Origin of the sequence: Nocardiopsis oceanisediminis (assembly GCF_048595525.1) — a bacterium.
Taxonomy (GTDB): domain Bacteria; phylum Actinomycetota; class Actinomycetes; order Streptosporangiales; family Streptosporangiaceae; genus Nocardiopsis_A; species Nocardiopsis_A oceanisediminis.
The window spans coordinates 762,468-775,630 of sequence record NZ_JAFMZJ010000001.1 but is presented as its reverse complement, the minus strand read 5'-3'; the positions used below and the strand labels follow the sequence as shown (position 1 = coordinate 775,630).

General features: G+C 73.5%; 12 protein-coding genes, 4 tRNA genes and 1 pseudogene. 9 read left to right on the top strand and 8 right to left on the bottom strand.

The window, feature by feature from the left end:
• Nucleotides 1-146: 146 nt before the first annotated feature.
• From J0910_RS03645 to J0910_RS03635, 3 genes are all read left to right on the top strand, one after another.
• Nucleotides 147-1,625 (top strand): hypothetical protein, encoded by a 1,479-nt coding sequence (locus J0910_RS03645; RefSeq protein WP_420157087.1) that lies wholly within the window; start codon nucleotides 147-149, stop codon nucleotides 1,623-1,625.
• Between the two features lie 80 nt (nucleotides 1,626-1,705).
• Nucleotides 1,706-2,191, top strand: coding sequence for a hypothetical protein (locus J0910_RS03640; RefSeq protein WP_420157086.1), 486 nt, complete (start codon nucleotides 1,706-1,708; stop codon nucleotides 2,189-2,191).
• A 157-nt stretch (nucleotides 2,192-2,348) separates the two neighbouring features.
• On the top strand, nucleotides 2,349-3,056 hold the full coding sequence (locus tag J0910_RS03635) for an exonuclease domain-containing protein (protein WP_420157085.1): 708 nt from the start codon (nucleotides 2,349-2,351) through the stop codon (nucleotides 3,054-3,056).
• A 158-nt stretch (nucleotides 3,057-3,214) separates the two neighbouring features.
• Here J0910_RS03635 and J0910_RS03630 read toward each other — a convergent pair whose 3' ends face one another.
• Nucleotides 3,215-4,177 carry a TIGR03557 family F420-dependent LLM class oxidoreductase gene (locus tag J0910_RS03630; RefSeq protein WP_420157084.1) on the bottom strand — a complete coding sequence of 321 codons (963 nt, stop codon included), beginning with the start codon at nucleotides 4,175-4,177 and terminating at the stop codon, nucleotides 3,215-3,217.
• Between the two features lie 162 nt (nucleotides 4,178-4,339).
• On the opposite strand from J0910_RS03630, the gene J0910_RS03625 reads away from it, so the two are divergent.
• Both J0910_RS03625 and J0910_RS03620 read left to right on the top strand, forming a co-directional pair.
• Nucleotides 4,340-4,516, top strand: a complete 177-nt coding sequence (locus tag J0910_RS03625; RefSeq protein ID WP_420157083.1) for a hypothetical protein — start codon at nucleotides 4,340-4,342, stop codon at nucleotides 4,514-4,516.
• Nucleotides 4,517-4,684: 168 nt separating this feature from the next.
• Complete coding sequence (locus tag J0910_RS03620; RefSeq protein WP_420157082.1) at nucleotides 4,685-5,977, top strand: M14 family metallopeptidase; 1,293 nt, start codon at nucleotides 4,685-4,687, stop codon at nucleotides 5,975-5,977.
• A gap of 63 nt (nucleotides 5,978-6,040) precedes the next feature.
• Here J0910_RS03620 and J0910_RS03615 read toward each other — a convergent pair.
• From J0910_RS03615 to J0910_RS03600, 4 genes are all read right to left on the bottom strand, one after another.
• Nucleotides 6,041-6,114, bottom strand: a tRNA-Phe gene (locus J0910_RS03615).
• A gap of 25 nt (nucleotides 6,115-6,139) precedes the next feature.
• Nucleotides 6,140-6,214, bottom strand: a tRNA-Asp gene (locus J0910_RS03610).
• Between the two features lie 96 nt (nucleotides 6,215-6,310).
• Nucleotides 6,311-6,386: transfer RNA gene (locus tag J0910_RS03605), tRNA-Glu, on the bottom strand.
• 122 nt (nucleotides 6,387-6,508) lie between these two features.
• On the bottom strand, nucleotides 6,509-8,059 hold the full coding sequence (locus tag J0910_RS03600) for a metallophosphoesterase family protein (protein WP_420157081.1): 1,551 nt from the start codon (nucleotides 8,057-8,059) through the stop codon (nucleotides 6,509-6,511).
• 89 nt (nucleotides 8,060-8,148) lie between these two features.
• Between J0910_RS03600 and J0910_RS03595 the strand changes: the two genes are divergently transcribed.
• Both J0910_RS03595 and J0910_RS03590 read left to right on the top strand, forming a co-directional pair.
• A complete protein-coding gene (locus J0910_RS03595) occupies nucleotides 8,149-8,493 on the top strand; it encodes a metallopeptidase family protein (RefSeq protein ID WP_017595774.1) in 345 nt (114 codons plus the stop codon).
• Nucleotides 8,494-8,684: 191 nt separating this feature from the next.
• The gene (locus tag J0910_RS03590) at nucleotides 8,685-9,965 is read left to right on the top strand and encodes an MFS transporter (protein WP_420157080.1); all 1,281 of its coding nucleotides are present in this window, start codon (nucleotides 8,685-8,687) and stop codon (nucleotides 9,963-9,965) included.
• 35 nt (nucleotides 9,966-10,000) lie between these two features.
• Here J0910_RS03590 and J0910_RS03585 read toward each other — a convergent pair whose 3' ends face one another.
• Complete coding sequence (locus J0910_RS03585; RefSeq protein WP_420157079.1) at nucleotides 10,001-10,261, bottom strand: PspC domain-containing protein; 261 nt, start codon at nucleotides 10,259-10,261, stop codon at nucleotides 10,001-10,003.
• A 231-nt stretch (nucleotides 10,262-10,492) separates the two neighbouring features.
• Between J0910_RS03585 and J0910_RS03580 the strand changes: the two genes are divergently transcribed.
• A tRNA-Lys gene (locus J0910_RS03580) sits at nucleotides 10,493-10,565 on the top strand.
• Nucleotides 10,566-10,798: 233 nt separating this feature from the next.
• Here J0910_RS03580 and J0910_RS31305 read toward each other — a convergent pair.
• Nucleotides 10,799-11,911: pseudogene (locus J0910_RS31305) on the bottom strand (site-specific integrase); the annotation flags it as partial.
• A 177-nt stretch (nucleotides 11,912-12,088) separates the two neighbouring features.
• Entirely contained in the window at nucleotides 12,089-12,757 is a 669-nt protein-coding gene (locus tag J0910_RS03565; protein ID WP_420157077.1) for a helix-turn-helix domain-containing protein, read from the bottom strand.
• Between the two features lie 106 nt (nucleotides 12,758-12,863).
• Here J0910_RS03565 and J0910_RS03560 point away from each other — a divergent pair, with 106 nt between their 5' ends.
• A complete protein-coding gene (locus tag J0910_RS03560; protein WP_420157076.1) occupies nucleotides 12,864-13,079 on the top strand; it encodes a helix-turn-helix domain-containing protein in 216 nt (71 codons plus the stop codon).
• The last annotated feature ends 84 nt before the right edge of the window (nucleotides 13,080-13,163 follow it).

Here is a 13,163-nt window from a genome sequence, read left to right as displayed (position 1 = left end):
GGCGCGTTCCTGCCATCTGCTGTCAGGAATGGCCGGTGTCGGCCGGGATAGCAAAAACTTCCCCTCAAGAGACGGGGCGGTGGCCCTCTCAGCGCGTCCCATGGAGAGAGGCGGACGCCGCGGGCGCACGAGCGGAGGAGGACCCGATGATCACCGGGACAGGGCCGAACGACCCCGCGCGGATCGGCCCCTACCGGGTGGTCGGGAGGCTCGGCGGGGGCGTCTACCTCGGGGAGGACGGCTCCGGGCGCCGGGCGGCCGTGCACCTCCTGGACGAGGGCGCCGACCCGGGCGCGCTCCCGCCGGCGGCGCGCTGCACCCCGGAGGTGCTGGCGGCCGACCCGGACGCCGACCCGCCCTACCTCGCCACCGCCTACGTTCCCGGCCCGGACCTGTACACCGCGGTCCGGCAGGGCGGCCCGCTCACCGGCTCCGAGCTGGACCGGACCGCGATCGCCGCGGCCACCGCGCTGGCCTCGCTGCACCTGCGCGGCGCGGTGCACGGCGCCCTCTCCCCGGGGTGCGTGATCCTCGGCCCCGACGGCCCCCGGGTCGTCGGGACCGATCCCCGCACCGCGGCGCAGGGCGTCTTCGCCCAGGCCACCCCGGCCGCCGACATGTTCGCCTGGGCGGAGGCGACGGCGTTCGCGGCGCTGGGCCGCGCCCCCTTCTCGGGCGCGGAGGCGCTGACCGTCCCGCTCCGGCTGTCCGGGGCCCGCACCGACCTGGGCGGCGCCCCCGAGCCCCTCCGGTCGCTGCTGGCGGCCTGCCTGAACGAGGACCCGGGCCTCCGCCCGTCCGCGGCCGGCGTGGTCGCGGCGCTGATCGGCGGCGAGGAGGGCGACCCCGGGCTGCTGGACCGCGCCGCCGCCGCGGCCGACGACCCGACCACCCTGGCGTTCCCCGCCGTCCCCCTCCCCGCCGCGCGGGAGCCGGCGGAGCGGCCGCCCGCCGGCGACGGGGACGGCCGGATCACGGTCCGCGACACCGCGGTGCCGCCGCTCCCCCCGCCTCCCCCGGTGCTGCCGGAGCGCTCGGGTGCGCCGGTCGCCCGCCGGGTGGTGGCCGGCGAACCTCCGGACCGGGAGGAGGACGCCCCGGCCGCCAGGGAGGCCGCGGTGCGGGGCGCCGGGCCGCCGTCCCGGATGCGCAGGCGCGCGGGCCGGGAGCGGCGGCGGAACAGGATCCTGCTCGGCGTGGCCGCGGCCTGGCTGGCGGCCCTGGCCGGGCTGGCCGGCTGGGCCGGGCTGAACCGGGAGGCCCCGGCCGGGGTGGAGGCCGACCGGGTCGCGCCGGAGGCCCCGGCCTCCTCGCCCGGGTCCTCCCCGGACGGGGCGCCCCGCGACCGGGGCGGGCCCGATCCGACCGCGCGGGCGGAGCCCGTCCCCGTCCAGGAGCCCGGGATCGCCCCCTCGCCGAGCGGCCCCGAGGAGCCGTCGGAGGAGCCCACCGACGCCCCCACGGACGAGCCGACGGACGGCCCCACCGACGAACCCACCGACGCCCCCACGGACGGCCCCACCGATGGGCCGACGGACGGCCCCACCGACGGACCCACCGACGGGCCGACGGACGGCCCCAGCGGCGAGCCCAGCGCCGGGCCGACCATCTTCACCGGCGCCTGACCCGGCACGCCCCGGCGGCGGCGCTCCGGTACGGCCCCGGTGCCCTTGCCGGGCCCGGCCGGCCGGGCGACACTGCGGGCGTGTCCACGAACCGGACTCCCCGACCGCGGCGCTCCCCCTCCCTCCGATCCCTTCTCGGCCGGGCCGCACTGGCCGGCGCCGGAGCCGGCCTCACCGGTCTCCTCGTGGCCGACGCGTCGGCGTCCGCGTTCGACCCGACCGGCGCCGAGCCCGGGTTCACCGCCGCCGACGCGGCCCTGGCCGTGCTCAGGTACCTGGTGCTGCTGCTGGCCACCGCCGGGCTGACCGCCTGGGCGCTGCTCCGGCTGCTGCGCGTGCCCTGGGCGGGCCGCTCCGCGCTCCTCGCCCTGCCGCTCTGCCTCGGCTACGGGGCGCTGTTCCTGCTCGTCGATGAGGCCGGCCTGATCCCGGACGGCGCCGCCGCGCTCAGCGGGTGGGACGAGTGGACGATCGCCTCGATGTTCCTGCTGCCGATGGCGTGCGCCACCGCGAGCGCGGTGCCGCTCACCGGCCGCCTCTGCGGGCGCGCCGGCCCCGAGGGGTGAGGCGTCCGGCACCGGCCCGCGTTCTCCCGCGTTCCGGACGGTCAGAGGCCCGGCGTACGGTTTCATGGTCGGTGTCGCCCGTCCCCGGGACACCGGACGCGTTCCCCCGGGCCGCTCGGGGGAAGGCACCGGGGGACAGCGACCGGAAAGAGGCAACGTGAGCGACTGGCATCTCCGACCCATGGCCGCCTTCGACCTGGAGACCACCGGCACCGATGTGGAGGCCGACCGGGTGGTCACCGCCGCGGTGATCAGGATCGACCCGTCCACCGGGGGCAAGCAGGTCCGCTCCTGGCTGGCCGACCCGGGGGTGGAGATCCCCGTCGAGGCCTCCGACATCCACGGGGTGACCACCGAGCGGGCCCGCGCCGAGGGCAGGCCGGCCGCCGAGGTGCTCGGCGAGATCGCCGCCGAGCTGGCCGAGCTCACCGACAAGGAGGTGCCGCTGGTCGCGTTCAACGCCGCCTTCGACCTCACCCTCCTCGACCGCGAGCTCGCCCGGCACGGCGCCCCCACCGACTTCGGCGGCCGGATGCGGGTGATCGACCCGATGGTGCTCGACCGCCAGATCGACCGATACCGCAAGGGCTCCCGCCGCCTGGTCGACGTGTGCGCGCACTACGGCATCCGGCTCGACCCCGGCGACGCGCACGGCTGCGAGGCCGACGCGCTGGCCGCGGCCCGGCTGGCCTGGCGGCTCGGCTCCACCCGGCCGGAGCTGGCCGCGATGGACATCGACGACCTGCACCAGGCCCAGCGCGCCTGGCGCGCCGAGCAGGCCGCCTCCCTGGAGGCCTACCTCCGCCGCGCCAAGGATCCGCAGGCCGTGGTGGATCGGGACTGGCCGCTCATCCCGGCGCGCTGACCCCGGCGGGCGGCCGCACCGCACCGCGTTCCTCCGGGCGGGCGCCGCCGGACGCCCGGCGGCGCCCGGGAGAGCGCGCACCGCCTCCTCACCGCGCCGGGGACGTGCACCCCGGGCGGCGCCCCGCCCTGCGCCCGCCCCCTCCGCGATGGCCCGGTTCACCCGGTGCCCGCGCGCAGCGGGCCGAGCAGCTCGGCGGCGCAGTAGTCGAGGAACTCGTCGGGGTCGCCGCCCGCGTTCATCAGCGCCAGGTGGTCGTATCCGGCGCCGGCGAACGCCCGCACCTGGGCGATGTGCTCCTCTGGGTCCGGGCCGGCCGAGACCGCGCCGGCGATCTGCTCCCTGGTCGCGCTCCCGGCCGCCGCCTCGAAGTTCACCGGGTTCGGCAGCTCGGTCATGACCTTCCAGCCGCCCGGGGTGAAGCGGAGCATCCGGTGCGCCGCCTTGAGCGCGGTGCCCCGGTCCCGGCCCACCGCCAGCGGCACCTCGTTGTAGCGCGGCCCGGCGCCCCCCGCCCCGGTGTAGGCATCGACCAGGTCCGACCGCGGCTCGTTGGCGAACAGCCCGTCGCCGAACTCCGCGGCCAGCGCGGCCGCCCTCCCGCCGCCGGCCGCCACGATCAGCCGCGGCGGCTCCTCCGGCAGGTCGAACAGGCGGGCGCCGTCCAGCGAGAGGTGCCTGCCCCGGAACGACCGGTACCCGCCGGCCCACAGCAGCCGGATGATCCGCAGCGCCTCGCGGAGCATCTCCTGCCGGACGTCCACCGCCGGCCACGCCGCGCCGACCACGTGCTCGTTGAGCCGCTCCCCCGAGCCGACCCCGAGGAAGTGCCGGCCCTCGGCCAGCAGCGCCGTCGTCGCCGCGGCCTGCGCGACGACCGCCGGGTGGTAGCGCACCGACGGGCAGGTCACCCCGGTGCCCAGTTCGATCCGCTCGGTGCGCTCGGCGACCGCGGCCAGTACCGACCAGGCGAACGGCGAGTGCCCCTGGTCGTGCAGCCACGGGTGGAAGTGGTCGCTGACCTCCACGAAGTCGAATCCGGCCCGCTCGGCCCGGACCGCCTGCCGGACCAGCTCCCCCGGCCCGTGCACCTCGGCCATCAGCTTGAACCCGATCCGCATGCCTCTCCCTTCCGGGCACCCGGTTCCGGCGCCCGGGGACGGGCGTTGCCGCTCCGGCGGCCCGGGTAACCGGAGCCGGGGCGTTCTTGGCCCGCCGATGACCCGCCCGGGAACCCGGCCCGGCCCCGCGCGTCTCCCTGCGGACGGAGAGGAGCACCGGACATGGCGGACCGGACCGGAGTACCCGAGGAGGCAGGGGCGGCGCCGCCCGCCGAGGCGGACGCGCGCGCCCTGCCCGCCTGGGAGGCCTTCGTCGAGCTGGACGGCGTCCTGTCCGAGTCGGCCTCCGGCGCGGAGGAGCGGATCGCTTACCAGGCCCGGCATCCCGCGGCCAGGTGAGTCCGGTGGCCGGTTCCGGCCGGGCGGCTCCGCACCGGGTCGGCGGGGTGGTCCCGGAGCCGCGCCGCGCCCGCTGCGCAGCGGATCGTTGACATCGCTCCCCGTGTCCGAATCCAATTGACGGGTGCATGAGCCTCACTCCCCCCACCCCGCTAGGAGGCCCACCCCATGCGCACGCGCACCGCGCTCGCGGCCGCACCTCTGGCCGCGCTGCTCCTCTCCCTGCCGCCTTCGGGCGCGGCGGCCGATCCCGCCGACGGCCCCGGGCAGTACCTGGTCACCGGCCCGGACACCGCCGAGGAGCGCACCGAGGTGGCCCGCACCGGCGCCGCCGTCGACGAGGTCGGCGACGGCTCGGTGGTGGTGACCGCCACCGAGGAGCAGGCCGATGAGATCGACGGCCTCGGCCACACCGTCACCGCGCTGCCCGGCCCCGAGGACCGGGGCGGCGCCGGGGTCCGCGACTTCCCGCCGCAGGACTCCGACTTCCACTCCTTCGCCGAGCTCAACGAGGTGGTGGACGCCACCGTCGCGGACCACCCGGACCTCGCGGCCAAGCAGGTCGTCGGGACCTCGCACGAGGGCCGCGAGCTGATCGCGGTGAAGATCACCTCCGACGTCGGCACCGACCACGACCGCCCCGAGGTGCTGTTCACCCACTCCCAGCACGCCCGCGAGCACCTGACCGTGGAGATGGCGGTCTACCTGCTGCGCACCCTCACCGACGAGTACGGCGCCGACCCCGAGCTGACCGAGCTGGTCGACACCCGGGAGATCTGGATCCTGCCCAACGTCAACCCGGACGGCAGCGAGTACGACATCGCCGACGGCTCGTACAAGTCGTGGCGGAAGAACACCCAGCCCAACGAGGGCACCGGCACCACCGGCACCGACCTGAACCGGAACTGGGCCTACGAGTGGGGGTGCTGCGGCGGCTCCTCCGGGAACCCCGGCGACATCACCTACCGCGGCGCGGCCCCCGAGTCCGCCCCCGAGGTGAAGCAGGTCGCCGACTTCGTCCGCAGCCGGGTGGTCGGCGGCGAGCAGCAGATCACCGCGGCCATCGACTTCCACACCTACGGCGAGCTGGTGCTGTGGCCCTACGGCCACACCTACGGCGACACCGCCCCCGGCATGAGCCAGGACGACTACGACGCGCACGCCGCCCTGGGCACGATGATGGCCGACACCAACGGCTACACCCCGCAGCAGTCCAGCGACCTCTACATCACCGACGGCTCGATCAACGACTGGCTCTGGGGCGACCAGGGCATCTTCAGCTTCACCTTCGAGATGTACCCCTCCAGCAGCGGAGGCGGCGGCTTCTACCCCGGCGACGAGGTCATCCCGGCCGAGACCTCCCGCAACCGCGAGGCGGTCCTGACCCTCCTCGACTACGCCGACTGCCCCTACCGCTCCATCGGCAAGGAGGCCGAGTACTGCGAGGCCCCCGCGGCCTGACGCACGAAGAAGCCCCGTGCCCTGCTGCGCAGGTCACGGGGCTTTTCTCGTGCTCTCTCGGGGTGGCCAGGGGCGGGGTCGAACCGCCGACCTTCCGCTTTTCAGGCGGACGCTCGTACCAACTGAGCTACCTGGCCCCTGCCACTGGTCGGTAGTGGCGAGCGGTCCTGACGGGATTTGAACCCGCGGCCTCCACCTTGACAGGGTGGCGAGCACTCCTAACTGCTCCACAGGACCTCGTATGCGGTTGTGCGTCCGCGCCGCCTGGCGGGCTTTGCGGGCGTCCTCCGTGCTCTCCATTGTGCCAGAGGTCTGACACCACTTCGACCGGAGTGGTACCCCCAACCGGATTCGAACCGGCGTTACCGCCTTGAAAGGGCGGCGTCCTAGGCCACTAGACGATGGGGGCCTCGACGACGAACGAGGTCGTCACCTGCCCGCTGCGCCTGTCGTCGGGGACTCGACAAGCATAGGGGAGATTTCGCCCCAGTGCCAAATCCTTTCCCCCGCGCCCCCGGAAGCGGCCGCCGGTCAGGGCGTCGATGCTGGTGAGGCCGGTTCCCGGCTGGGCGGGGAGGAGGCCGGGGCGGACGGCCCGGCGGGGCCGGGGGCCGTCGGTTCGGGCGGGGCGATCGGGCGGTCCGGGTCCTCCTCGATGTGCCGCTCGATCCGGGCCGAAGTCAGGCCCAGGCCGCCCAGCGTGACGTCGTCCCAGGCCTGCAGCCGCTTGGTCTCGGCGTCGAAGTAGAGCACCGAGGCCTCGTAGGGCTTGGGGTCGGCCGCACCGTTCTCCAGGCCGCGCAGCCCGGCGCCGCCGGTCGACCCCTGGACGAAGAACCGGGTGCCGGACCCGGTCAGCTCGGTCCAGCGCCGGTGGCCGTGTCCGGCCAGCACCAGCGGGACCCTTCCGTCGAACCCCTCGGCCTGCACCGGGTCGTGCAGCACGGCGACGTCCACCGGCGGGTCCGCGTCGGCGACCCCCACCGCCTGGGCCTCGCCGATCCGGCGCACCTCGTCGGCGCCGGGGTTGTCCGCGGTCTTGTCCGGGGTGAACCGCGGGTCCCCCGCCCCGTAGAAGACGATGCCGGCGACCTCTGCCACCGAGTCGTCCAGCACCACCGCGTTGGGCTGGCGCTCCACCGCGCGCTGGGTGCCCATCGAGTCGTGGTTGCCGCGGATCCACACGTAGGGCACGTCCAGCTCGGCGATCTCGTCGGCGAAGGCGTCCTCGGCCGCGCTGCCCCGGTCGGTGAGGTCCCCGGAATCGACGATCACGTCCGCCTGGAACTGCTCCTGCAGCGAGGCGATGACGTTCCACGCCGCCGGGTTGAGGTGGATGTCGGAGACGTGCAGCACCCGCACCGTCGACTCGTCGCCCTCGTACACCGGGAGCTCCGAGGTCACCTCGTAGAGCCGGGACACGTTGCCGACCAGGCCGGCCAGCTGCTCCCGGTACTCCTCGAACCTGCTCACCACCGCCTCGGCGCTGCCCACCACCTGCGGCGCGCCGGCCAGCAGGCCGGAGTAGCGGGGCTCCGCCACCGCGGAGGGGTTGAACGTCGCCACGGCCAGGCCCCCGGCGCCGGCGAACGCGGCCAGCGCCGTCCCCGCGCTCAGCGCGGCCCGCCGCCAGTCCCGGAACAGCACCAGGCCGACCAGGGCCGCACCGAGCACCGCCGCCGCGGCGGACTGGGCGAACAGCCGGATGACGCCGTCCCGCACCTCCGCGCCGATCCCGCGCGCCATCCGGTCGATCGCCTCCGGGTCGGAGAACATCTCCTCCGCGGCGGCCAGCCGGATCTCGGTGATGGAGGCCTCGAAGCGCAGCGGCGCGGTGTGCGTGTCGAACTGCAGCGTGCCCAGCGGGGCGACGTCCACCACCGTCTCGCCCTGCCAGCTCGGGCTGACCGAGAGGCTCACGTCGGCCGGGCCGATCGGGGTCAGCGCGCTGCCGCCCAGCGCCAGGCCCAGCCAGCCGCCGGCCAGGCCCGCGAGGACGACGGCCGCGACGCGCCACGCGCGCAGCAGCCGCTCCCGCCTCGCGGCGACCCGTTCGCGGACCACCGCGAGTGCCGTGCTCAACCGAGACAACACGAGTCCATCATGCCCGTGCACCCCGGTTCGGCAACGCCTCACCGCCGACACGCCGTTTCCTGGCGGACAATGGCGGCGTGGTCGAACTCAGCCGCAGGGAATTCGAAGAACTCGTCGCCGACGCTCTGGACTCCATCCCGGAGGACCTGACCCGCTACATGGACAACGTGGTGATCACCGTCGCCGAAGACCCGCCCGAACCCGGCCTGCTCGGGCTCTACGAGGGTGTGCCGCTCACCGAGCGCGGCGACTTCTACGCGGGGGTGCTGCCCGACCGGATCTCCATCTACTGGCGGGAGATCTGCGCGATCTGCGAGGTCCCGGAGGACGTCGTGGAGGAGGTGCGGATCACCGTGGTCCACGAGATCGCGCACCACTTCGGCATCGACGACGACCGGCTGCACGAACTGGGCTGGGCCTGACCTCTGCGCCGGCACGTCCGGAACCGCCCCGTCGGCGCACGCTTCCACCCATGTCGTGAGGGATCTGCCCCGACAACGAATCAGCTACGAATTCCGGCGAACCGCTTGCGGAAGGCGACCCCGTTTCGAGACCGTAGGTCATCGAACAACGACCCAGCGTGAACGCGAACGCGCCGATGAGGGAGCCGCCGGTGGGGGACCCGCGAACGGCCGGCGACGGCCACGACGTCCGCCCCGACTGGAAGCGCGCCTACACCGACGTGATCCGGGTGCCGGAGTTCCGCTCCCTGTGGCTCTCGCACGCGCTGTCCATGTCCGGCGGCTACCTGCTCAGCATCTCGGTGGTGCTGCTGGTCTACCGGCAGACCTCGTCACCGCTGGCGGCCGGGGTGACCAGCGCGATCACCTTCATTCCGCAGATCCTCGCCGGGCCGCTGCTGTCCGGCCTGTCCGACCTGCTGCCGCGCCGCCGGGTGATGCTCGCCTCCGACCTGGTCCGCGCGGCGCTGGTGGTCGGCATCGGGATCCCGGGGCTGCCGCTGTGGGCGGTCTGGTCGCTGCTGTTCTGCTCGATCCTGCCGATGGTGCCGTTCGGCGCGGCCCGCGCCGCGCTGATGACCGAGATCGTGCAGGGCGAGCGGTACGTCGCCGGATCGGCCATCATCAACCTGACCTCGCACGTGGGGACCCTGGTCGGCCTGGTGGCCGGCGGCGCGGTGGTCGCGCTGGTCGGGCCGAACAACGCGGTGATGATCAACGGCGCGACGTTCGTCGCCTCCGCACTGATCGTCCGGCTGGGGGTGCGCGCCCGCCCGGCGCCGGTGCCCGACGGGGCGGCCCGGCCGACGCTGTGGCAGGTCACCCGGGACGGCGCCCGCCTCGTCTTCGGCGACGCGCGGCTGCGCACCCTCGCGCTCTTCGCCTGGCTGGCCGGCTTCTACATGGTCCCGTTCGGCCTGGCCGGCCCGCTCTCCGACGAGGTCGGCGCGGGCGCGGTGGGCACCGGCCTGATCATGGCCGGCCCGTCGATGGGCGCCCTGGTCGGCGGCTTCGTGCTGACCCGGCTGATCGCCCCGGTGACCCGCATCCGGCTGATCGGCCCGCTGGCCGTCGGCGGTTCGGTCCCGCTCCTCGCCTGGCTGGCCGACCTGCCGCTGTGGGCGATGGTGGCGCTGCTCGCGCTCTCCGGCGCCCTGGCCTCCTACCAGCTGGTCGCCAACGCCGCGTTCGTGCTGTGCGTCCCCGCCGTCGGCCGCGGCCTCGCCTTCGGCCTGGTCGCCGCGGGCCTCCAGGCGGTCCAGGGGATCGGCATCGCGGTGGCGAGCCTGCTGGTGGAGGTGGTCGACCTCGGCGCCGTCATCGTCTGCTCCGGCGTCTTGGGCATCGTCGGCGCCCTCCTGCTGGCCGCCCCGTGGACCCGGCTCGCTCCCCAGGTCACCGGGCTGATGGACGCCCCGGAGCGCTCCGACTGACCCCTTTTCCCGGCCCGCTCCCCGCCCCGCGGGTCTCAGAGGTCGGACTTCTTCCCCTGGAAGTTCCGGATGACGTGCTCGGCGACGGAGGTCTGCCCGCCCTCCTCCGGCATCACGACCCAGGCGATGATGTAGACCAGCACCCCGCTGAACCCGAACAGCGTGAGCACCGCGAACGCCAACCGGACCAGATTGGCGTCGACGCCGATGAACTCGCCGACCCCGCCGCACACACCGGTGAGCATCCGGTTGGTCCTGCTCCGCTGCAGCCTCTTCTTCCCGAAGTTCTCGTTCATGTCCCCCAGCCTGCCCGCTCGGCCGCCGCCTTCCCATCCGGCACCCCCCGGAGCGCCCCCCGATCCCTCCCTGACCCGCACCCCGACCCGCCCCGCCCCACCCCCTCGGGGCGGCGCCCCACCGTCCCCTCGCGCACCTCCACCGACCGGATCCTCTGCTGTGCAACCGTCGTGCGACTCGGGTAAAGTGTGCGCCGGTGACATCTGCCCTGCTACACCGGCCGATGTCGCGGGCCCTTAGCTCAACTGGCAGAGCAGCGGACTTTTAATCCGCGGGTTCAGGGTTCGATCCCCTGGGGGCCCACTCTTTGGAAGCCGTCTCACCTGGGCGTTCCTCCTACGGGAGGGGCGCCCTTCGGTTTTCTTCGCCCCTTGGGAGCCCGTAGGGAGCCCGGGAGTGCTGGGACTGTCCTCGGAAGCGGCCCGGGGGACCATCGCCGCGGATGCTTCCGCCGCCTCGTGCGCGACCTCCGGAAGCACCGACGTGTACGTGTCCGCCGTGATGGTGATCGACGAGTGCCGAAGCATCGCCTGCACCACCTTCATGTCGGTGCCGGCGGCCAGCGCGAGAGTCGCCGCTCCGTGCCGGAGATCGTGCAGCCGGATGGGCGGCAGGCCGGCCGCGAACGCCATCCGCTCGAATTCGTCGGTGAGGGTCGCGGGGTGCAGGGGCGCCCCGTTCTCCTGGGTGAAGACGTGCCCGACGCCTTCCCAAGCGTCGCCCCACGCGAGGCGTTCCTCGTTCTGCCGGGCGCGATGCGCTCTCAGGGCTTCCACGGTGCCGCCGTCGAGGGCGACGGTCGCTTCGCTGTCCTCGGTCTTGGCGTCCGCCTCGTCGACCTCCCAGCCGAGCTGTCGGCGCTGTCTGCGCACGGTGAGCGTGCCCGCCGCAAGGTCGATGTCCGGCCACTGCAACCCGCACGCTTCCCCACGGCGCAGGCCCCGGAACGTGATCACGTGGAAGGCCGCGTAGAGGCGGTGCCCTACCGCGTGGTCGAGGAAGGCCCCGGCCTGTTCAGGCGTGTACACCATCACCTTCGAGGGGCGTTCCAGCGCCCGCCAGAGCTTGAACCCAAGGACCTCTTGGCCGCGCGCGTTCCGCCTGGCCTCGTCGAGCACCTGGGCGAACTGGGCTTGCCACTGCTCGGTTCGCTCCGGCGACCACACGACCGCCTTCGGCCGCCTGCCGGCTTCCAGCTCGACCAGCTTCGCCACGTTGACCGTGATGATCTGTTGCTTGACCGCAGCGGACAGGCATGAGCGCAGGGTCGCCCGGATGCGCTGCTGCGTCGCCGGGGTGACGATCCTGCGCCCCTTGACCGCCTCCTGCACTGCAGGGTCGCCGGATTCCCGGGCCTTCCTGATCTCCTCGTTGTCGGCTTCGATCGCGGTGAACATCGCGGAGACGTGGCCGGCGCGGAGCTGGTCGAGTTCGATATGCCCCAGGTACGGTTTCAGGTAGAGACGTCCGTGGGCTTCGTATCCGCGGCGGGTCGACCGGTCGAGGTTCTTCTTCCCGTCGAGCCATCCGTCGAAGAAGGTGCTGAACAGCAGCTTCACCGTCACGTCGCGCCCCTGGCCGTGCTTGACCTTGGCTTCGTCGAGCGCTTCCTGGGCGGCGTCCTGGGTGGAGTAGCCGCCGCGGCGCACGGTGCGGCGCTTGCCGTTCTTGCCGGCCTCGATTTCGAGGCGGAAGTACCAGATGCCGTGTCGGGGGTTCCAGGTGCCGTTCTTCCTACGGAGCTTGGGGCAGGACTGGCCCAGCTCCTTGCCCTTCTCATCGCGGCACCTGCACCGTTTGTAGGTTGAACCCTTCACTTCGCTCCCTTACATGTCGCCCTGGTCGATATGCGCGGATTCCGGCCGCAGCTCCCCCGGGTTCAGCCCCAGCCTTCGCATTTCGCGTCGCCCGCGCCGGATCTCCTCCTCCAGGAACCGGATGGTTCGCTCCTCCGCCCTGACTGCCCGTTCCTCCCGTTCACGGGCTTCGGGGTCTTCTACGGCCGCTGCGGCCTTCCTGTGGCCATCAGCACGCGCAGCCGTCGCACGGAGTTCTGCGAACTGCCGGTCCTGCCACCGGAACCTGTCTGCGGGTTCCCCGCCGTCCTGCCAGGCCGCCCAGTCCTCCGGGGAGACCACCCAGCCCTCGGAGGATTTCCACGGCAACGCCTCCTCGCCGGTGAACCATTTGGCCGCCAGCCACGTGGGGGCTTCCCTCCCCGGCACGACTTCGGTGACCGTGGTCCTCCCTACGGGGAAGATCAGCAGCAACGGCGGGACTTCGAGCACCTTCCCCAGAATGAGCAGCTCCGCGAGGCTCACCGTCGGCCGCCGGCCGCTCTCCAGGTTGGCGATCACCGGACGCTTCATCGGAAGGCCGGCCGCGGTGCACTTCTGGGCTAGCTGTTCAGCGCTCATCCCCTGCTTCTTCCGGTACCTCCGCACCTCACGCCCGACCGTCTGGGCGATGTCTGCCGCCCACTCTTCTTGTGACATGAAATCACAGTAACCCGAAACTTGCGCTCCTGTCGATCGCTGGCGGATACTATCGAATACGGTGATCCCAGATCGAAGGGTCGGTGATTTTGTGATCTCAAAGGGCATGACTTCGGACGAGGTCCGGGCGCTCCCCGTGAGCACGGACATCGTGACCGCGGCGCGAGCCTTCGGAGTACAGCGGACGAAGGCGTATGACCTGGTGCGGTCCGGCGAGTTCCCGGTCCCCGTGCTGCGCATCGGCAACAGCTACCGCGTCCGCCGCGCCGACCTCCTCGACGCCCTCGGCATCCGCGACCAGCCCGAACCGGCCACCGCGTGAGCGCCGCCGGCCCCTCCCCGCACATGCGAATGGCCGGGGCTGCCACCCCGGCCACCGCGAAACAGACTCCTCACCACAAGGAAG